This is a genomic window from Streptococcus sp. DD12 (assembly GCF_001578885.1).
Classification (GTDB): domain Bacteria; phylum Bacillota; class Bacilli; order Lactobacillales; family Streptococcaceae; genus Streptococcus.
The window spans coordinates 613,526-632,469 of record NZ_KQ969495.1 but is presented as its reverse complement, the minus strand read 5'-3'; the positions used below and the strand labels follow the sequence as shown (position 1 = coordinate 632,469).

General features: G+C 44.2%; 20 protein-coding genes, 1 pseudogene and 1 other annotated feature. Of the genes and pseudogenes, 17 read left to right on the top strand and 4 right to left on the bottom strand.

Features of this window, described 5'->3' with window-relative positions:
* The 3 genes from STRDD12_RS08325 to STRDD12_RS02935 all read left to right on the top strand — a co-directional run.
* The coding region (locus STRDD12_RS08325) for a GH25 family lysozyme (RefSeq protein WP_197456646.1) at positions 1 to 1,224 on the top strand (1,224 nt) is incomplete at its 5' end.
* A gap of 140 nt (positions 1,225 to 1,364) precedes the next feature.
* Positions 1,365 to 2,594, top strand: coding sequence for a peptidase T (pepT, locus tag STRDD12_RS02940; protein ID WP_066915005.1), 1,230 nt, complete (start codon positions 1,365 to 1,367; stop codon positions 2,592 to 2,594).
* Positions 2,595 to 2,612: 18 nt separating this feature from the next.
* Positions 2,613 to 3,107, top strand: coding sequence for an EbsA family protein (locus tag STRDD12_RS02935; protein ID WP_066915003.1), 495 nt, complete (start codon positions 2,613 to 2,615; stop codon positions 3,105 to 3,107).
* Here the strand turns inward: STRDD12_RS02935 and STRDD12_RS02930 are convergent.
* Positions 3,094 to 3,297: a ferredoxin gene (locus tag STRDD12_RS02930; protein ID WP_066915001.1), complete on the bottom strand. Its 204-nt coding sequence runs from the start codon at positions 3,295 to 3,297 to the stop codon at positions 3,094 to 3,096. The two genes, STRDD12_RS02935 and STRDD12_RS02930, sit on opposite strands and share 14 nt — an antisense overlap.
* A gap of 45 nt (positions 3,298 to 3,342) precedes the next feature.
* On the opposite strand from STRDD12_RS02930, the gene STRDD12_RS02925 reads away from it, so the two are divergent.
* The 11 genes and pseudogenes from STRDD12_RS02925 (at position 3,343) to STRDD12_RS02875 (ending at position 11,105) form a co-directional block, all read left to right on the top strand.
* A complete protein-coding gene (locus STRDD12_RS02925; RefSeq protein WP_066914999.1) occupies positions 3,343 to 3,849 on the top strand; it encodes an SAG1386/EF1546 family surface-associated protein in 507 nt (168 codons plus the stop codon).
* Entirely contained in the window at positions 3,849 to 4,535 is a 687-nt protein-coding gene (gene cmk, locus STRDD12_RS02920) for a (d)CMP kinase (RefSeq protein ID WP_066914997.1), read from the top strand. Before STRDD12_RS02925 ends, cmk begins: the two co-directional genes overlap by 1 nt.
* 23 nt (positions 4,536 to 4,558) lie before the next feature.
* Positions 4,559 to 4,682: a sequence feature (ribosomal protein L20 leader region), on the top strand.
* Between the two features lie 13 nt (positions 4,683 to 4,695).
* A pseudogene (gene infC / locus STRDD12_RS02915) lies at positions 4,696 to 5,228 on the top strand (translation initiation factor IF-3).
* A gap of 25 nt (positions 5,229 to 5,253) precedes the next feature.
* The gene (rpmI, locus tag STRDD12_RS02910; protein ID WP_066914995.1) at positions 5,254 to 5,454 is read left to right on the top strand and encodes a 50S ribosomal protein L35; all 201 of its coding nucleotides are present in this window, start codon (positions 5,254 to 5,256) and stop codon (positions 5,452 to 5,454) included.
* 41 nt (positions 5,455 to 5,495) lie between these two features.
* Positions 5,496 to 5,855, top strand: coding sequence for a 50S ribosomal protein L20 (gene rplT / locus STRDD12_RS02905; protein WP_066914993.1), 360 nt, complete (start codon positions 5,496 to 5,498; stop codon positions 5,853 to 5,855).
* 124 nt (positions 5,856 to 5,979) lie between these two features.
* Positions 5,980 to 6,537 carry a signal peptidase I gene (gene lepB, locus STRDD12_RS02900; protein ID WP_066914991.1) on the top strand — a complete coding sequence of 186 codons (558 nt, stop codon included), beginning with the start codon at positions 5,980 to 5,982 and terminating at the stop codon, positions 6,535 to 6,537.
* A 130-nt stretch (positions 6,538 to 6,667) separates the two neighbouring features.
* Positions 6,668 to 7,522, top strand: a complete 855-nt coding sequence (gene ylqF / locus STRDD12_RS02895; RefSeq protein WP_066914990.1) for a ribosome biogenesis GTPase YlqF — start codon at positions 6,668 to 6,670, stop codon at positions 7,520 to 7,522.
* Positions 7,506 to 8,285, top strand: coding sequence for a ribonuclease HII (locus STRDD12_RS02890; RefSeq protein WP_066914989.1), 780 nt, complete (start codon positions 7,506 to 7,508; stop codon positions 8,283 to 8,285). Before ylqF ends, STRDD12_RS02890 begins: the two co-directional genes overlap by 17 nt.
* Before the next feature lie 230 nt (positions 8,286 to 8,515).
* A complete protein-coding gene (locus STRDD12_RS02885) occupies positions 8,516 to 9,088 on the top strand; it encodes a carboxymuconolactone decarboxylase family protein (protein WP_066914987.1) in 573 nt (190 codons plus the stop codon).
* Positions 9,089 to 9,123: 35 nt separating this feature from the next.
* Positions 9,124 to 10,188: an acyl-CoA dehydrogenase family protein gene (locus STRDD12_RS02880; protein ID WP_066914984.1), complete on the top strand. Its 1,065-nt coding sequence runs from the start codon at positions 9,124 to 9,126 to the stop codon at positions 10,186 to 10,188.
* Complete coding sequence (locus STRDD12_RS02875) at positions 10,185 to 11,105, top strand: TDT family transporter (RefSeq protein WP_066914982.1); 921 nt, start codon at positions 10,185 to 10,187, stop codon at positions 11,103 to 11,105. The genes STRDD12_RS02880 and STRDD12_RS02875 overlap by 4 nt, the downstream gene beginning before the upstream one ends.
* Positions 11,106 to 11,268: 163 nt before the next feature.
* On the opposite strand, the gene pabB is transcribed toward STRDD12_RS02875, so the two are convergent.
* Positions 11,269 to 12,999, bottom strand: coding sequence for an aminodeoxychorismate synthase component I (gene pabB, locus STRDD12_RS02870; protein WP_066914980.1), 1,731 nt, complete (start codon positions 12,997 to 12,999; stop codon positions 11,269 to 11,271).
* A gap of 60 nt (positions 13,000 to 13,059) precedes the next feature.
* Positions 13,060 to 13,779: a DUF554 domain-containing protein gene (locus tag STRDD12_RS02865; RefSeq protein WP_066914978.1), complete on the bottom strand. Its 720-nt coding sequence runs from the start codon at positions 13,777 to 13,779 to the stop codon at positions 13,060 to 13,062.
* 98 nt (positions 13,780 to 13,877) lie between these two features.
* Here STRDD12_RS02865 and STRDD12_RS02860 point away from each other — a divergent pair, with 98 nt between their 5' ends.
* The 3 genes from STRDD12_RS02860 (at position 13,878) to STRDD12_RS02850 (ending at position 17,709) form a co-directional block, all read left to right on the top strand.
* Positions 13,878 to 15,596: a glycosyltransferase family protein gene (locus STRDD12_RS02860; RefSeq protein ID WP_066914976.1), complete on the top strand. Its 1,719-nt coding sequence runs from the start codon at positions 13,878 to 13,880 to the stop codon at positions 15,594 to 15,596.
* Between the two features lie 95 nt (positions 15,597 to 15,691).
* A complete protein-coding gene (locus STRDD12_RS02855; protein WP_066914974.1) occupies positions 15,692 to 16,288 on the top strand; it encodes a restriction endonuclease subunit S domain-containing protein in 597 nt (198 codons plus the stop codon).
* An 80-nt stretch (positions 16,289 to 16,368) separates the two neighbouring features.
* A complete protein-coding gene (locus STRDD12_RS02850) occupies positions 16,369 to 17,709 on the top strand; it encodes a DUF2130 domain-containing protein (RefSeq protein WP_066914973.1) in 1,341 nt (446 codons plus the stop codon).
* Positions 17,710 to 17,757: 48 nt separating this feature from the next.
* On the opposite strand, the gene STRDD12_RS02845 is transcribed toward STRDD12_RS02850, so the two are convergent.
* Positions 17,758 to 18,921, bottom strand: coding sequence for an MFS transporter (locus STRDD12_RS02845; RefSeq protein WP_066914971.1), 1,164 nt, complete (start codon positions 18,919 to 18,921; stop codon positions 17,758 to 17,760).
* Positions 18,922 to 18,944 lie beyond the last annotated feature (23 nt).

Sequence of the window (18,944 nt, the reverse complement as noted above, 5' to 3'; positions counted from 1 at the left end):
ATTTCAGCCAATCTAGTGACTGTTAAAGAGACAAGCGGTGGTTTAGCCCTATCCTTACGTTCTCAAACGCTCAATGATTTGTCTTCCGTCCGTTATGCCGTTTGGTCCCAAGTTAACGGTCAAGATGACTTGCATTGGTATCAGGCCAATAGTCAAGGTGAGGTTCTTGTGCCTTATCGTGACCATACAGGGACTGGCCTCTATAACATCCATGTCTACACCCTCAAGAATGGGCAACTACAAGGTGTGACGACAACCAGTAAAACGGTTTCAGAGCCACACTTATCGACAAAAATTGAGGCTTTGGATACCGCAACCTACCAGATTACTATTTCTGGCGTTCCGGATTACCTGACTGACCTCAGCTTACCAGTTTGGTCTGATAGCAATGGTCAAGATGATTTGGAATGGGTACAGGCCTCTAAAATTGCTGAAAACACCTACAGTGCGACTGTTCGTTTGAGCAATCATAATTATAATCTAGGCCATTACTCTGCTCATATTTATGGGAAAAATCAGCTGGCTAATGGCAAGCAAGAAGGTCTTTTAGCGACGAAAGGCTTTACGGTAACGGCTATTGCAGATAAGGATAAGTTGGTCAACAGCTTCTTTATTGATATCTCAAGTTACCAAAAAGAGATTTCTGTTGCCCAGTTTGCTAGCTTGAAATCACAAGGCATCCAAGGGGTAGTGGTTAAGCTAACAGAGGGAACCAATTATATTAACCCATTTGCCGCCTCACAGGTGGCTAATGCCAGAGCTGCTGGACTGACTGTTTCGGCTTACCATTACTCACACTATACCTCAGCCGCAGAGGCACAAGCGGAAGCACGCTACTTTGCTGCTGCAGCCGAACGCTATGGCTTCAATAAGACTGCAGTAATGGTTAATGATATGGAAGCAGATGGCATGCTAACCAATATCAACGCCAATACTCAAGCTTGGGAAGCAGCCTTGAAAAATTTGGGTTACACAAATTTGGTGCATTATACCATGGGAAGTTGGTTGGATATCAATGGTGGTTCTGTGAATACCAACCTATTTGGCTTGAAAAACTTCTGGGTGGCCCATTATTATGATGGCTATCAAGTGATGAGTCAGGAACGGGCCAAAAGCCTATCGCTCTACAAGGGAGCAGCTGCTTGGCAGTTCACGAGCGTTGCCCCTTTAATTGGGATGAGTTTAGACCAAAGTTTAGATTATACTGGACGATTTACCCGTTAGTTCTTAACGGTTGGCTCTATTTATTTGAGCGAATTCATGCTATAATAAAGACAGGAAATGTCTGCTATAATGAGCTTTTTACGCTGACAAAAGAGCTAGGTGGACCCTAGCTCTTTTGTGTTTTTAATAAGGAGAATGCAATGACAAATGCTTTACTAGAACGGTTTATCCGATATGCCAAGATTAACACTCGTAGTGATGAGACCAGCCAGACCATTCCGACAACACAAAGCCAAGTGGATTTTGCTAAAAATGTTTTGGAACCTGAGTTGCGTGCATTAGGTTTGCAGAATGTGCATTACTTAGAAAGTAACGGCTATTTAGTAGCCACTTTACCGGCTAATGATGCACGTTTCACTCGAAAAATCGGTTTTATTTCACACATGGATACGGCTGATTTTAATGCGGAAGGTGTTAATCCGCAGGTGATTGAAAATTACCAAGGGGGTGACATTCCTTTAGGCACATCAGGTTTTTCGTTGTCACCTAAAGATTTTCCGCAGTTGGATGGTTACCTTGGCCAAACCCTGATTACAACGGATGGGACAACCCTTTTAGGGAGTGACGATAAATCTGGAATTGCTGAAATTATGACAGCCATGGCCTATCTAGTAGACCACCCAGAAATCAAACACGGGGAGATTCGTGTGGGATTTGGGCCGGATGAAGAAATTGGCCTTGGGGCTATTCATTTTGATGTCGCTGATTTTGATGTGGATTTCGCTTACACGGTTGATGGTGGGCCACTGGGCGAATTGCAGTATGAAACCTTTAGTGCAGCTGCAGCTGACGTGACGGTGCAAGGGCGCAATGTCCACCCTGGGACAGCAAAAGGCCAGATGGTTCACGCGCTACAAGTACTCATGGATATCCATGCCCAATTACCTGAAAACGAACGGGCTGAAACAACAGAAGGGCGAGAAGGTTTTTATCACCTCTTAACCCTGGAAGGAACTGTCGATGAGGCACAAAGCCATTACATTCTAAGGGATTTTGACCGTGAAGGCTTGGAGGCTAAAAAAGCTCTCTTGCAACAAATAGTTGACCAAACCAACCATCACCTCGACCAAGACCGTGTGACCTTGACACTGACAGATCAGTATGCCAATATGCGTGAAGTCATTGAAAAAGATATGACACCGATTACCCTCGCTAAGCAGGCCATGAATAGCTTAGGCATTACACCGGTAATTGAACCAATTCGTGGTGGAACTGATGGCTCAACGATTTCTTTCATGGGTATTCCAACCCCTAATCTATTTGCGGGTGGGGAAAATATGCATGGCCGCTATGAATTTGTCAGTCTGCAAACCATGGAGAAAGCGGTCGATGTCATTGTTGCTATTGTCAGCCAATCGGATACTGTCTAAGCAAAAAAGGAGGCAAGCATGATAAAAATTTTTGGTAAAATGCGCTACCACTGGCAACCAGAACCCTCTTGGTTGGTGATTTATTGGTCTTTTGCATTGATACCGATTTTTCTGGCGATGGCTCTGGTGTATGAGCAGGTACGCCTTCCAAATGTCATTTTCTTCTTGTTTGGTCTCTTTTTAGTCTTACTGATTGTGGGCTTTCATCGCTATTTTATCATCACAGAAGATGGCAAAGTTAAAGTGATTTCCCTAGATCCTATCCGCTTACGAAAAATGGATATTAGCCATATCAATCGTATCGAAGTTTCAAAAGGTAGGGTATGTTTTGTCTTAGCCAATAAGCCAAATCAAGTCTTTTCGATGCGCAAATGGCCAAAAAAATACTTTTTAGACGCTCTAGCAATCAATCCTTATTTTACGGGTGAAGTTGTTTTATTAGACCACCATTTTTTGGATTATTTTGAGCTCTATGCCAAAGGGAAAACAAAAAAAGCCCTTAAGCATCTTTAACGATGAGGGCTTTGGTTGGACAAGCTTTGACAGCAGCCAGAGTGCTAGATTTTGCCTCGACATCAAGGAGGCGTTGGTCAGCATTTTGAGCAAAGATGACGATGCCCTCATCATCATAATCAAACAGAGGTGACAGCGTCTGACATAGCCCACAAGCTATACATTTTTCTGGTAAAATTTGAACTTTCATAGTAATATTGTAGTACGAAATAAATAAAATCACAAGGAGTAAAACATGTCTAAAAAGCCATGGGAAGATAAAGTTGACGACGACTGGACAGAAGAGTACTCACGTTCAGCAAAAGGCGAAAATTTAATTTCGACGCCCTTCTTGACAGGGATTTTGGGAATTTTCTTTGTTGTCATTGTTGTCATTTTGGTGTTTTTCCTTTATACATCCACGGGTGGCAGCAACAAACAAGCATCTAGTCAGTCAAGCAGTTCTCAGTCATCAGTTGTTTCTAGTAGTTCTACCAGCGCATCTTCTAGCCAAGAAGAAGCGTCATCTTCAACAGAAGCTTCCTCTTCTTCAACAGAGGATAGTTCAAGCACAGCGACCTCTTCAAGTTCAACAACACCAAGTAGTAACGGTGGAACCATTACAGTCAATGCTGGTGAAGGACCAGCATCTATTGCGGCACGTGCGGGCATTTCCTTGGACCAATTGTATGCCCTTAACCCCGACCATATGACGACAGGTTCTTGGTATGCTAACCCTGGTGACGAGGTGTATGTAAACTAATGACAAAGCAGCCCATTCAAATTGCAATCGACGGACCAGCTTCTAGTGGTAAGAGTACAGTAGCTAAACTTATCGCTCAGAAATTGGGCTACACTTATCTGGATACTGGGGCAATGTACCGTGCCGTTACCTATCTGGCTTTATCCAATCAACTGACGGCAGAAAATGTTTCAGAACTGCTCGAACAACTAAAGACCTATTCTGTTAGCTTTGGGCGCGATGAGAAGAGCAACCAACTCGTTTATGTCGGTGATGTTGATGTGACCCATGCGATTCGTGAAAATGATGTGACCAATAATGTTTCCTGGGTTGCAGCAATTCCTGAAGTCCGAGAAGCATTGGTGGCTCTCCAACAAGACATCGCGCAAGAGGGTGGTATTGTCATGGATGGTCGCGATATCGGAACAGTTGTTCTGCCAGAGGCTGCTGTAAAAATCTTTTTGGTGGCTTCTGTTGAAGAAAGAGCCTTGCGCCGTTTCAAAGAAAATCAGGAAAAGGGAATTCCGACAGAACTGGAGCAGCTAAAAGAAGAAATTGCTCAGAGAGACTATAAAGATAGCCATCGAAAAACGTCCCCATTAAAACCCGCAGCGGATGCGGTGTCATTTGATACGACAGGGGTGTCTATTGAGGGCGTTGTTGACTTTATCATGGATAAAGTACAAAAAGTTCTTGACAAGCAGTGAGAGCTGTGATAGAATTTAAATAATGAGAAAAGCAGAAGTGAGAGCTTCTCGCCTTGCGACTAACGTTGTCTGGCCCTACATGTAAAACATCTTGTGATGATTACTCGTAGTGCGGACTGTTAAAGCAGTCCGCTTTGTTTTTCTCTAAAAAAATGAAGAGGTGAAGGATATCGCAAAAAGAGATTTGTTCATTAACGATGAAATTCATGTGCGTGAAGTTCGTCTGATAGGCCTTGATGGTGATCAACTTGGTATTAAGCCACGAACAGAAGCTCAGGAAATTGCTGATAACGCTGGTGTAGACTTGGTTCTCATCCAGCCTCAAGCAAAGCCGCCTGTAGCACGTATCATGGATTATGGCAAGTTCAAGTTTGAGTATCAGAAAAAGCAAAAAGAACAACGGAAAAACAAAGCGTAGTAACCGTTAAAGAAGTTCGTCTGAGTCCAGTTATCGACAAGGGTGACTTTGAAACAAAACTGCGCAATGGCCGCAAGTTCCTTGAAAAAGGCAACAAAGTCAAAGTGTCTATCCGTTTTCGTGGCCGTATGATTACTCACAAAGATATCGGTGCCAAGGTTCTTGCAGACTTTGCAGAAGCGACACAAGATATCGCGATTATCGAACAACGTGCCAAAATGGATGGTCGTCAAATGTTTATCCAATTAGCACCAATCCCTGACAAGAAAAAATAAGGGAAGAAAATAGAGGAGAAAGAAAATGCCTAAACAAAAAACACACCGTGCATCAGCAAAACGTTTTAAACGTACAGGGTCTGGTGGACTTAAACGTTTCCGTGCGTACACATCTCACCGTTTCCACGGGAAGACTAAAAAACAACGTCGTCATCTTCGTAAAGCCGCTATGGTGCACTCAGGAGATTTCAAACGTATCAAATCTATGCTGACTCGCTTGAAATAATCAGGCATCACTCACAATTCGAATATCTGGAGGAATTATAAATGGCTCGTGTAAAAGGTGGCGTTGTATCACGTAAACGTCGTAAACGTGTTTTAAAACTTGCAAAAGGTTACTATGGTGCTAAGCATATCTTGTTCCGTACTGCTAAAGAACAAGTAATGAATTCTTACTACTATGCTTACCGTGACCGTCGTCAAAAGAAACGTGACTTCCGTAAATTGTGGATCACACGTATCAATGCGGCTGCTCGTCTTAATGGTTTGTCATACTCACAACTCATGCATGGTTTGAAATTGGCTGAGATTGAAGTAAACCGTAAGATGTTGGCTGACTTGGCGGTTAACGATGCGGCAGCTTTTACAGCATTGGCTGATGCTGCTAAAGAAAAACTTGGTAAATAAGACCATATCAAGAAGTATTGGCGGAAGCCGATGCTTCTTTTTTTTACCTGGGCTCTTGAGAGCCTTTTTTTATACTTTAAATCATGCTATAATGAAAGTAATTCGTACGAAATGGGAGGGCATCATGCTCAAGAGAGATTTTATTCGTAATGCGATTTTCATCGTTATTGCTTTGGTTGCTATTTTATTGCTTCGTAGTTTTGTTTTTTCAACGATTCGTGTGCATGAACCCTCAAGTAATGCCTATATTGCCAATAATGATATCTTGCTCTTTAACCAAAATCGTCGGCCTGCTCGTAAAGATTTGGTGGTTTATGAGGTGGATGGCACCCGTTATATTGGTCGAGTTATTGCAACACCTGGTCAATCTGTCACCTTTATGGATGATATCTTATATCTGAACAATCAAGCAACGTCAGAACCTTACCTAGATCAGGTTAAAAGTCGTTTCCTCAGTAAGGCCTCACAGGGAACACTTTATACTGAAGATTTTAGTATTGCGACTTTGACACATAATAAAACAGATAAAATTCCTAAAGACACCTATCTTATTTTGAATGATAATCGAAAGAGCTCCAAAGACTCACGGACCCTTGGATTGATTTCACGAAAAAATATCAAGGGCATCGTCGCCTTTCGTGTTTGGCCTTTGGAAAAGTTCGGCTTTTTACGCATCCAATAAAAATAGACCTTTAAGGTCTATTTTTTTATAGAGTTTCAAATTTTCTCGCATTAACTTAGTCAATGGGCTTAGTCCTGCTTGTGTAGGTCTTTATGTTATAATAGAGAGAAGTAGAAATGAGGAGATAAACATGGCAACGATTCAATGGTTTCCTGGACATATGTCTAAGGCGCGCAGGCAGGTACAAGATAGCTTAAAACATGTGGATTTTGTGACGGTTTTAGTGGATGCCCGTTTGCCCTTGGCTAGCCAAAACCCTATGCTAGATAAGATTATCGGGGACAAGCCACGCCTTGTCTTGCTCAATAAGAGCGATCTAGCGGACCCACAATTGACAAAAGATTGGGAAGCGCTCTTTCGGCAACAGGGGTTGGCGACATTAGCCATCACAGCCAAAGAAAACCAAACAGTGAAGCTGGTCACCCAACAAGCCAAGCATCTAATGGCAGAAAAAATCGAGCGTTTGCGGTCTCGAGGTATAAAAAAAGAAACTTTGAGGACTATGATTGTCGGGATTCCTAATGTGGGGAAATCCACGCTGATGAACCGTCTTGCTGGTAAGAAGATTGCTGTTGTTGGGAACAAACCTGGTGTCACTAAGGGACAGCAGTGGTTAAAATCAAACAAGGACTTGGAGATTTTGGACACACCAGGTATTCTTTGGCCTAAATTCGAAGATGAAAAAGTTGGTCTAAAGTTAGCTTTAACTGGGGCTATTAAGGACAACTTGTTGCCCATGGATGAGGTCACTATTTTTGGGATCAATCATTTCAAGACTTATTACCCCGACCGCTTAAAAGAACGTTTCAAGACCATCAGTCTCGACCAAGAAGCGCCAGAAATCATTATGGATTTGACGCGCCAGTTGGGCTTTCGAGATGACTATGACCGTTTTTACCAGCTATTTGTTAAGGAAGTCCGTGATGGTAAGCTGGGGCGTTATACCTTGGACATCCCAGGAGAAGGTGATGGCGACAATCAGTGAGATAAAAAAGGCGCTAGAAAGTGTGACAGACTTAGAAGATAGTCGCTGGGCACAGTGGGAACAGGATTCTCGCAAGGGGGTTCAAGCTGCTATTAAACGGCGAAAACAGGCGATTCAAAAAGAGATGGCTGAACAAGACCGCCTCAAGCAAATGTTGGTCTATGAAAAAGAACTTTTAGAGCAAGGTTATGCGCTTATTGGTGGTGTCGATGAAGTTGGCCGTGGTCCTTTGGCAGGTCCTGTGGTGGCTGCCTGTGTTGTTTTGCCAAGAGGGCTGGTGATAGCAGGCTTAAATGATAGCAAGAAGATTGCTAAAAGTCAGCACCGTGTGGTCTATGACCGTGTTGTCGGTCAAGCTTTGGCCGTGGGGATTGGTCTGGTCTCAAATGAAGTTATCGATCGGATTAATATCTACGAGGCCACTAAAGTAGCGATGACAGAAGCCATCAAACAGGTTCAAGCACAGCTGGTTTTAGATGCCCTCTTGATTGATGCCATGACCTTGGAAGTGCCTTTGTATCAAAAAAGTCTCATCAAAGGGGATGCCAAATCACTCTCGATTGCGGCCGCATCTATTGTCGCCAAGGTGACACGGGATCAATTGATGGCCGACTATGATAAGCAATACCCTGGCTATGATTTCTCTCACAATGCAGGTTATGGAACGGCCAAGCATATCCAAGCCCTCAAACAGCTAGGACTTACGCCTATTCATCGTAAGACATTTGCCCCTGTCAAAGAAATGGTCGATGGGAGAGACTAAAGGGCTAGGTCATGGGCTTCAGGGAAAGCGCAAGAATTAAAAAACCAATCCTAACGAATAGAGTCATAAAGATCATTCCTATGGTCTTTTTTGTTGCGCAACGGTTTTGCAAGAAATATGCTCAGTTCCTCTATATAAAAAAATGATAACCAACCATTGGAAAAATAGATTATGTAAAATGATTGCGGCGTGGTAAGATGGAAACATCTCAAAAGTGAAAGAGGTTTTCCATGACAGAACATTTTACCATTCATACCATTGAAACAGCTCCAGAGGCCGTCAAAGACGTTTTAGCGACCGTCAAAGAGGCAAATGGGGGTTATATTCCTAACTTGATTGGCCTTTTAGCCAATGCACCAACAGCACTTGAAACTTACCGAACAGTTGGTGAGATTAACCGTCGCAACAGTTTGACCCCAACTGAGCGTGAAGTGGTCCAAATCACGGCTGCCGTGACAAATGGTTGTGCCTTTTGTGTGGCAGGTCATACGGCTTTCTCCATTAAGCAAATCCAAATGGGGGATGATTTGTTAGAAGCCTTGCGCAATCGCACCCCGATTGACTCAGATCCTAAGTTGGATACCTTGGCTAAATTTACGATTGCTGTCATCAATACCAAAGGACGTGTCGGGGATGAAGCCCTAGCAGATTTCTTTGAAGCAGGCTATACCCAAGAAAATGCCTTGGATGTTGTCCTAGGTGTGAGTCTGGCCAGCCTGTGTAACTATGCAAACAACATGGCTAACACCCCTATCAACCCAGAGTTACAGGCTTATGCCTTAGAGCAAGACCCAACAGCCTAAGAAACGGGACGTTTTTGGACCAAGGAGGACAAGAAATGAGCTTTTTTTCGACAACTTTTATTGACTGGTTGGACAGTCACGCCCAACAAATCGACCAAGAGTCCTGTGACGTGGCCAACCAACTGGTGGAACGCATTGCAGCTGAGGGGGCTTTCCGTGTCGGAGTCCCAGAATCATTGGGAGGCCTGGGAGGAAGTCACCAGGATGTGATTGAAGTTCTTGCTGAATTGGCAGAGCATTCCCTAACAGCGGCTTTTGCCTCATGGGGACAAAGGACGTTGATTGACAATATTCTTCATGCTGAGCAGGATTACTTTAAGACACATTACTTGGAAAAGTTGCTGTCTGGTGCGTATTCCGGTGGAACAGCTCTTTCTAATGCGGTCAAATTCTTATCAAATCTGGAAGAATTGAATGTCCAAGTCATTGAAAAAGATGGCGAATACGTCCTTAAAGGACGTTTGCCTTGGGTGACCAATGTGCGTGAGGATCATTTTGTGGCCATTTTTGTGGCCGGCTTTGAAGACCAAAGCCGTGAACCGATTGTTGTGGCAATCCCTTCTGAAACACCAAAGCTCACCCGCTCACAGGACCTAGAATTTGTTGCCTTGCAAGGGGCTAATACGGCAGCGCTGACTTTTAATCAGGTGCCTTTGCAAGAGGAATGGATTATTTCACATGATGCCAAACAGTTTTTGGCTCAAAATCGTCCAGCTTTCCTTGGCTATCAGTTTGGTTTAGCCTTTGGTCTGGCCAAAAAATCTCTGTCTGAAGTGGAAGCAAGCCTGGCCAAACGCAGTGTCCTCAAAGAGGAGTGGCAAGCCCAAAAAGAAGCTCTTGCAAGCATTAAAACGGAACTATTTGATGGTTTAAGGGACTATGATTATTTTGTAGCACACCCGAAAGAACTGTTTCAATTGCGTATCGATATTGTCGATGTCGTGGCGCAGAGCCTCTTGCTAGAGTTGCAGGCAGGTGGTGGTCGTGGTTACTTTAGCCATTCTACCTCTGGTTTTATTCGTCGCTGGAATGAGGGAGCCTTCTTGCCTATTGTATCCCCAAGTGCGGTGCAGTTGCGCCATATTCTATCAGGCGCATGAGACGGTTAGGCAATCTTTTAAAGCAGCCACCCTTCTTGCTTTCAGGGGCCATCTTGGCCCTTTTTGGTTTAGGAAAATCATGGACGGTTGACTGGCCAGTTTTTTCGCAAATCCTGACGGGTGTCGGTCTGTGTTTATGGCTGGCTTATGTCTTTTATTGGGGGAGGCATTGGCGAAAATGGTTGCAAGCTATCCAAACCCCTGCCTTTGCTTCAAGTTTTGCGACCTTTCCCATGGCTAGTCTCTTACTGTCTCACTATATCAGTCAATGGCCAAGTCTTCTGGGCTTAGCGCAAGTTTTATGGTGGTTGGCCTTTGGTGGTCATCTGGCCTTAATCCTATACTTTACCCTGACCTTTGCCAAAAAGCGCTGGTACCAACAGGTCTTGCCGAGTTGGACGGTTCTTTATGTTGGGATAGCTATGGGAGCTGTCACCAGTCAAGTTACGGGCCAATCCATTTTGGCTCAGCTCGTCTTTTACTTTGGTTTATTGGCCAGCTTGATTTTGTACCCTCCCTTGCTGATACGTTTGGCCAAACAAGGTCTTCCTGAAGCCTTATTAGCCCAAAAAGCTATTCTTTGCGCGCCCTTGTCCCTTCTTCTTGTAGCAGGGCAGGCCATCGGGGTTTTTCAAGGCGCATGGACTTATTTGCTCATTTTCCTGATTCTTTCACAAGCCCTTTACGTTTATGTGGTCATAAGCCTGAAAACTCTCTTAAGGCGAGCTTTTTCACCCGCCTTTTCGGCCATGACCTTTCCCCTAACGATTTCTGCGACCGCCCTCCAGTTGGGGTTGGCTGGGCTTCATCACCCGTTGCCTTGGTTGTTTTGGACGGAGCGCTTTTTAGCAACGCTTGTTTTGCTTTATGTCTTAGGGCAATTCATCTGCAAAAGCACAAGTGATTCGCAAAAGTAGGGAGGAGAGATTCTGTTAGCATAAAAGGCATGACAGTATAAAAACAAAAAAAACGGTTGGATTTGATGGTCCAATCGTTTTTGAATAGAATCTGTTGTCTTGGACAAAGCCTCTAAAATCTAAGGTGTTTTGTGGCAGTTGCAAAAGAATTGCCGTCATGCTCTTAGGTCTCGTCTTCAAGGTCTAAGGTCAGGGGGTAACAACCACGCACGGCGTTACAAGCGTAGATGGCATCAGCATCTTTGAGGTCTTTTATCTTCAGGTATTTTTCTTTGACACGACCACTAGTGACGAGCTTTTGCCGAAAAATGCCGTTTAAAATGTCGAGGTCAGCGGGGGGTGTCCACTTTTGACCATCTTTTTCAACGATAAGATTGCCAATTGTCGTTTCAAGTAAATTCCCCTTTTCATCAAAGAAGATAATTTCGTGAGAACTCTTTGGCAAGTGTGGGCGGTAACTGGTTTTAAAATGCGTGAAAGGATTTGCCAAATCTTTAGTCTGTAAGACTAGCTTGGCTTGTAAAAAGGTCTCTGGCAAGGGGGTTAAGATATCTGTATTAACCTGCAAGTCTCCCGTCCGTGATAGAGCCAGCCTTAGGCGGTAGCTCTGATGAGGGTCTGTCTGACTTTGCACCTCTGCGATGGCCTGCCAAAATTGCTTCTCATCGAAGGGGTAGTGGAAATAGCGACTAGCCTTTTTTAGCCGTTTGAGATGGTCATTTGCAAAGCTGACTTGCCCATTTTCCAATCGAGCTGTGGTGATGAGGTCAAACTTAGGGTGCTTTTGATAGAGTACCTGGGCTTTTTCTTTGGTTTCTTGATACTCACTTTTCCAATCACTCATCCAAGTAATGCCACCCCCGACACCGTATATAGCTTCTTGCTTGTGGACTTGGAGGGTCCGAATGGCGACATTAAAAATTGCATTACCGTCAGGCAAGAGGACACCTATGGTGCCACAGTAGACCCCTCTAGGGTTTGGCTCCAGTGCGTGAATAATGGCCATCGTGGCGATTTTAGGGGCACCTGTGATGGAACCACAAGGAAAGAGTGCTGAAAAAATAGTGGCCAGTTGCGTATTTTCTCGGAGTTCGGTGGTGATGGTTGAGGTCATTTGCCAAACGGTGGCGTATTGTTCCACTTGGCACAAGTGGGGGACTTTTTCACTCCCAACAAGGGAGATGCGGTTCATGTCATTGCGCAACAAGTCGACAATCATCATATTTTCTGCACGATTTTTGGCATCTTGTGCCAGCCACTCAGCGCGTGAGAGGTCATCTTCGTCAGAGATACCACGAGCGATGGTGCCCTTCATGGGACGTGTTAGCAAATGCGACCCCTGACGTTCAAAGAAAAGCTCAGGGCTGATGGAGAGGATTTTTTGGTCATCATGCGCAATATAAGCATTGTACTGAGCGTCTTGTTCCAGACGGATTTGCTCATAAATGGCTAAAGCATCTGCGGTCAGATTAGCCGAAAGCGGTATCGTGTAGTTGACCTGATAGCTGTCACCTTGACGCAGATGGTTTTTGATTTGGCTAATGGCCTTTTTATAGGCCTCTTGACTGACAGCAGATTGCCACGTTTTTGGCATATCAACAGGCCTGTAGGCGGTTGGAAACGGAACTCGCTTGGGGTGGCGATGAACACTAAAGTAGGCCAGATATTCTGTCTGCAGGGGGCCAGCGTGTACGGTAAATAGGGGGTCAAAGGCCTTGGCAGCTTCATAGGCTAGGTAACCAACCACGTAAAAGCCTTGTTTCTGGTAGTTTTCTGCTTTGTCAAGAATGCCCTTGACCTGAGACAAATCGGATGTTTTTAACTCTAAGAGGGGGTCTGTAAAAATGAGGCGTTCTTTAAGAGGCTTAAAATCAATGATAGTTAGATGGTGCATAGGTTTAGTGTATCACAAAATGCTTGCTGGAATAAAAGAAAACAGCCTTAAGGCTGATAATTAAGATAATAAAGGGAGTATCCACTGGGTCCAGGCCCAGGAAACAGGCATGACGATAACCATAGCTGGAATCATATCAGCAGTTGGAAACATTTTTAGCCCTAAAATCCGAAAACCGGTAGCAATCATCAAGAGGCCTCCGCAAGCTTTAAAGTCACTAATCATGACAGGCGTTGTGAGCGGAATAATTTGTTTGGCCGCTAAAAAGAGGGCGAAAAAGATGATGAATTGTGGAAGAGCGACTAAGGAAACCACTAGGCCCAGACTTGTCGCAAAAATCATGGCTGTGAAAAAGTCCAAAATAGATTTTGTGATGAGGATGGTGCTATCTCCGGTCATGCCGGACACGAGACTTCCATAGATACCTGTTCCACTCGCACAAAAAAGTACGATGATGGTGACGAGGGTAATGATAAATTCCTTTTCTGAAAGACTCTCGTTAGGGTTTTTGAAGGTCTTTCCCATGAGACCTGCCCCGCGCTCAATCCATTGTCCAAAATGGATGGCAAGACCAAATGCTGTACCGATGACGACTGAGAAGATAACAGCCGAGAGGTTCTTCATATCGAGCATGGAATAAATTCCCATACCGATAGAGGCCAAACCAAAAATCATGTTGAGCTGGGCTTTAAAATCTTCCTTTAAGAAACCTCCAAAGAGGGCACCAAAAAGTCCTCCTAGGGCTATCGCAACTGTATTGATGAGAACACCGACTGGCATAAGCACCTCCTTATTTAGTTAGGCTAATCTTACCACGATTTTTGGGACAAAACAAGGGGAGCTGGCTTTCTAGCTGACTTTTGTGATACAATGAAACTATGTTTCATTCTGTTTTATTAGGTCTTTCTAGTCTTCGGCGTCGTGAAGTGCTAGTGACAAGTGTGATTATCATGGGCTTTGCGCTGTGTTTGATTTTACCACAGTGGCTACAAGGGACTTTTATAGCTGGAAGTGACTTGTTATTTCACTATAACCGCTTTTATGACACAGCCATGCAAATCAAAACGGGGCATTATTCTTATTTTATGACCCTCTTTGGTTTTCAAGCTTCTGGCCGAATTGTGAATGCCCTCTATGGCCCTTACTTTGCCTATTTTCAAGGCTTGTTGGTTTTACTAACGCCGTCCTGGTTAGCCTATCAGCTTTTGAGTCGTTGGTTGATAGCGACTCTAGCGGGGCTTTCACTTTTTCGATTACTCAAACGCATAAACCTCAATCAGTGGCCAGCTTTAGCTATGGCTATGGTTTACATGACAACCTTTAGTATTCAGTATTGGACCTATCGTCAAGGTTTCACGAGTTGGGGAGCAGCGATTTTCCCTTGGTGTCTCATTCCAGCCATTGATTATGCACAAAAGCATAAGATTTCCATTGGCCGTTTGGCCCTTTCGGTTGCTCTGATGACCCAGGTGCACCTCCTATCGACTTTCTTTTTGGTATTAAGCTACCTGCCTTTTTACGCTTATGGCTTTTGGACGGATCAGCAGAAGGGGCAGGCCATTAAGCGTATTGTAGCAAGTATGCTCGTTTTCGTCCTTTTGTCCTTAAATGTCTTTTTACCCTTAGTGCAGGTCAATGCTAGAAATACCTTATTAGCTCCATTTGTAAACAAAAGCATGGCAGCCAACACCATTAACGGAACGGCGAGTTATTGGCTAGCGACACCTGTCCTTCTGGTCATTCTTCTCATTGTCTTTGTTGGCTGGCAGTTGCTCAAATGGCGACAAGCGTCCGCTTTATCACGCCTGACTTTTCTGAGCTTTTTAGGTTTTAGTTTTTGTGCCACCAGCCTTTTTCCATGGGCCTGGGCCAATGCGCACCACATCAAGGCAATTGAGACCTTACAATTTCCATTTCGCTTTTTTGTTCCTGCTCTTGTTTTTCTTTTTCTGGGTCTGGGACTCTTATGGAAAAATGCTTTTCAGCAAAAGAGCTGGCGCCGTCTAGGTCTTGCTTTCTTGTTACTGACGGCTTTGACTGGCTGGGTTCAACTCCAAGTGATTTTGCCCCAACAAAGGGGTTACCGTAACAGCTACAATACGATTCCAAACGGAAAACACCTGAGAGTGTTGACAGATGACGCAGGCATTCGAAAGGCTTTTAGCAGTAAAGATAAGGCAGATTTGTTAGCTTTGGCAGTGAAATCCACACCAGACTACCTGCCTCAAACGTCGCAAAAGACGGATGTGAATTATTACGATGTCTATGATGAGCTTGTCATCAAGCCTAATGAAAAGTATCAAAAAGTACAGACAGGCCAAGAGCTTCAGGTCACTTGGCAGGCTCAATCGGCTGGCCAAGTCGAACTCCCTGTTATTGCTTATGCGGATAGCCGTCTGACATTGAACGGTCACAAATTGACGAAGAAGGATTATAGCAGAGGGCTGATTGGCACAGTCATTGTCCATCAGGTAAAAGGTACCAATCACTTGACCTTAAGCTATCAGTCGCCTAAAACGTTTGTTTTTGCCATCTGGCTCAATATCCTGTCTTGGATTATTTTGGGAATTTGGGGACTTTTTCATCATAAAGCCTAAGAGAAAGGAAGCAAGCTTGCTTGAAGCTAGCTTCTTTTTTCTTGCCTAACTGGTGAAATCATGTTAGTATTTAGCTACCAATTCGGAGGTAAGGCATGGACAAGATAATCAGTGATTACGAAAAGTTAACAGTTAACCGCCGGCCCTTGCATCAAGTGGCTGATATTTTTAAGGGAAAAGCCATCTCACCCAAAGACGCGCCTGGGGATATTGCAGTCATCAACTTACGAGACATAGGCCCCTTGGGGATTGAAGGGGAGGACCTGCAATCGCTATCTGGAGATAAGCGTTTGTTACAACGCTACCTTTTAGAGGATGGTGATTTATTGCTGGCTTCAAAAGGGACCGTTCACAAGGCGGCTGTTTTTGAGGAGCAGGACTTTCCTTGTGTGGCATCGGCCAATATTATTGTTGTACGGCCTGGTAAGGAACTCTCAGGCTATTATCTCAAGTTCTTTTTTGAGTCTAAGCTTGGATTAGCCCTCCTAGACCAGGCAAGTAGTAGCCAGTCATTGCTCAATATTTCCAGTAAAGCCTTAGGCAGTATTGAGGTTCCGATAATCCCCTTGGTTAAACAAACCTATTTAGCGCAACGCTATCTGCAAGGCAGAGAGGATTATAAACGTAAGCTCTCTCGGGCAAATCAGGAATGGCAAAGAATTCAAGACGATATTACCAAGCACTTGTACTAGAAGTGGGCAGGACAGCTAAAAACTTCCAGCCTCTTTGCCATTGAGACTTACTAATTCACAAAAGGAGGAAAGACAAAACAATGTCACAAATAACATGTCCGCACTGCGGAACGGTTTTTACGGTTGACCAAAAAGAATACAGTCAACTGCTCAGTCAGGTTCGCAGTAGTGAGTTTGAAAAAGAAGTCCATGACCGCTTGGAAAAAGAAAAAGAGCTTTTAAAAGAGCGGGCCAAAAATGATCTAAAAGAGCAGGCTCAGGCTAAGGATAAAAAGATAGATCAGTTGTCACATGAAATCGAGCGCCAAAAGCAAGCACAAGAGATGGAAACACAGGCCCTTCTCACCCAAAAAGAGCAGGCGATTAGTGAGTTGACCTCACAATTAGAAAAGGCAGAGGCGATCAGAGAACTAGAAGTGAGACAAGCCCTGGCCAGCAAGGAAACGGAACTGACACAAGTCAAAAATCAATTGGAAGTGCTCAGTCTTGAAAACAAAACGAGCTTGGTTGAAGCCGTTGCTCAAGTGGAAAAAGAGCGTGATGCCGTTAAAAACCAATTGGACTTGCAAGAAAAAGAAGCCCAGCTCTCTTTGTCAAATCTCCAACAAGAATACGAATTAAAACTCAAAGCCGCTCAACAGGAAGTTGACTTTTATAAGAACTTCAAGGCACAACAATCGACCAAGGCTATTGGAGAAAGCTTAGAAATTTATGCAGAAACTGAGTTTAATAAGGTGCGTGCCTACGCCTTTCCAAATGCTAGTTTTGAAAAAGACAACACCATTTCTGGAAGGGGTTCCAAGGGCGATTTTATTTACCGCGAAACAGACGAAAATGGTGTGGAAATTTTGTCCATCATGTTTGAGATGAAAAATGAAAGTGATGAGACCAAAACCAAACACAAGAACCGTGATTTTTACAAGGAATTGGATAAGGATCGCACAGAGAAAAACTGTGAGTATGCCGTTTTGGTCACCATGCTAGAGGCTGATAATGATTATTTCAATACTGGAATCGTTGATGTCAGCCATGAGTTTCCTAAAATGTACGTGGTCCGTCCCCAGCTCTTTATTCAACTGATTGGGCTTTTGAGAAATGCGGCTTTAAACTCGCTCAAGTACAAGCAGGAGTTGGCGCAGGTACGAGAGCAGCATGTTGATATCACGCATTTTGAGGATGACCTAGAAAGTTTCAAAAAGGCTTTTGCTAAAAACTACAATTCTGCCAGCAGTAATTTTAAAAAAGCAATCGACGAGATTGATAAGAGCATTAAGCGCATGGAGGCTGTTAAGGCGGCCCTGACCACCAGTGAAAATCAGTTGCGGTTAGCCAACAACAAACTAGACGATGTTTCTGTCAAAAAATTAACACGAAAAAACCCAACCATGCGGGAAAAGTTTGCAGCCCTAAAGTCTGACTAAGGGATTGCGACGTCAAAAGACCACTACAATTCTGTAGTGGTTTTTCTTTTATAGGATGGTATCGTGTTTTTCGATAGCAAAAATGGCTAAGGTCATCAGCAGAGTCGCCAGGAGTAAGACAATGACCAAAACTGCCCAAGAGTGAAAGGCAGAAAAGCTATAACCAAGGAGGGCAGGACCTGTGGCCGCGATGCAGTAACCTCCTGATTGCACCATGCCCGATAAACGTGCGGTAGCTTGAGAATTACTTGTTTTTAAGGAGAAGGAGAGCATCATATAAGGGAAAAGCACACTGGTTGACAGGCCTAAGAGGAGGCTGATGACTAACCAAAAGTTAAACTTTGCGCTAGGTAGTAAAAGGCCAACCAAGCCCAATACAGAAAGCCCAGCAACGGCTGTCATAAAGGCTATCCTGCCTTTTTGGTTAAGCCTAGCGATGAGCGACGGTGTTACCATGGAAACAGGGATGCTGATGAAAGAGAAGGCGCCCGCAATCAGGCCTGCTTCTACCTGAGACAAACCAGCAGTTTGGGCAATCGTTGGCAACCAGGCCATTAACGTATAGTAGAGCAATGATTGCAAACCACCAAATACTAGAAAAACGAGGGCCGCTTTATTTCGCCAGAGTGATGTTGCCACACCATTGGTTTGCGCTTGAGCGAAACGGTGGTTATGACGGGTATTGGGCAACCAGACCAGAGTGGCAAGTCCGATTAGGCCACTTAATAAGAGGATAAAAATCTGCCAAGAACTGGCATTCACGATAGGAACAGCCAAACTAGACCCTAGAGCAGTCGTTAGGCCCATGACGGTTAGGTAGAGAGCGGTATAAAAGCCAACCTTTTGCGGAAAATAGTGCGAGACTAGACTCGGTAAAAGGACATTAATCATGGCGATGGCAAAGCCGACCAGTAAAGTACCTAAATATAAGGCGGGTAGGGAAATAATTCGCACGAGCGAACCCAGAAGTAGGACAAAAAGAGAGAGGGCTAAGAGTTTTTCTAGGCCAATTTTAGCAGCCCAGGCTGGCGCCAGCGATGAAAAGAGGGCAAACATGAGTAGGGGGAGAGAGGTCAAAATCCCTAGGTTACTAATGGAAACATGTAAACCACTCGCTATATCGGTCAAGATGGTTGGAATGGCCGTAAAAGGAACCCTCATGACAGCTCCCAATAAGATAATACCTGGTATGAGACAAGCGGATTTTTTCACAAAAAATGTCCTTTCACATTCGT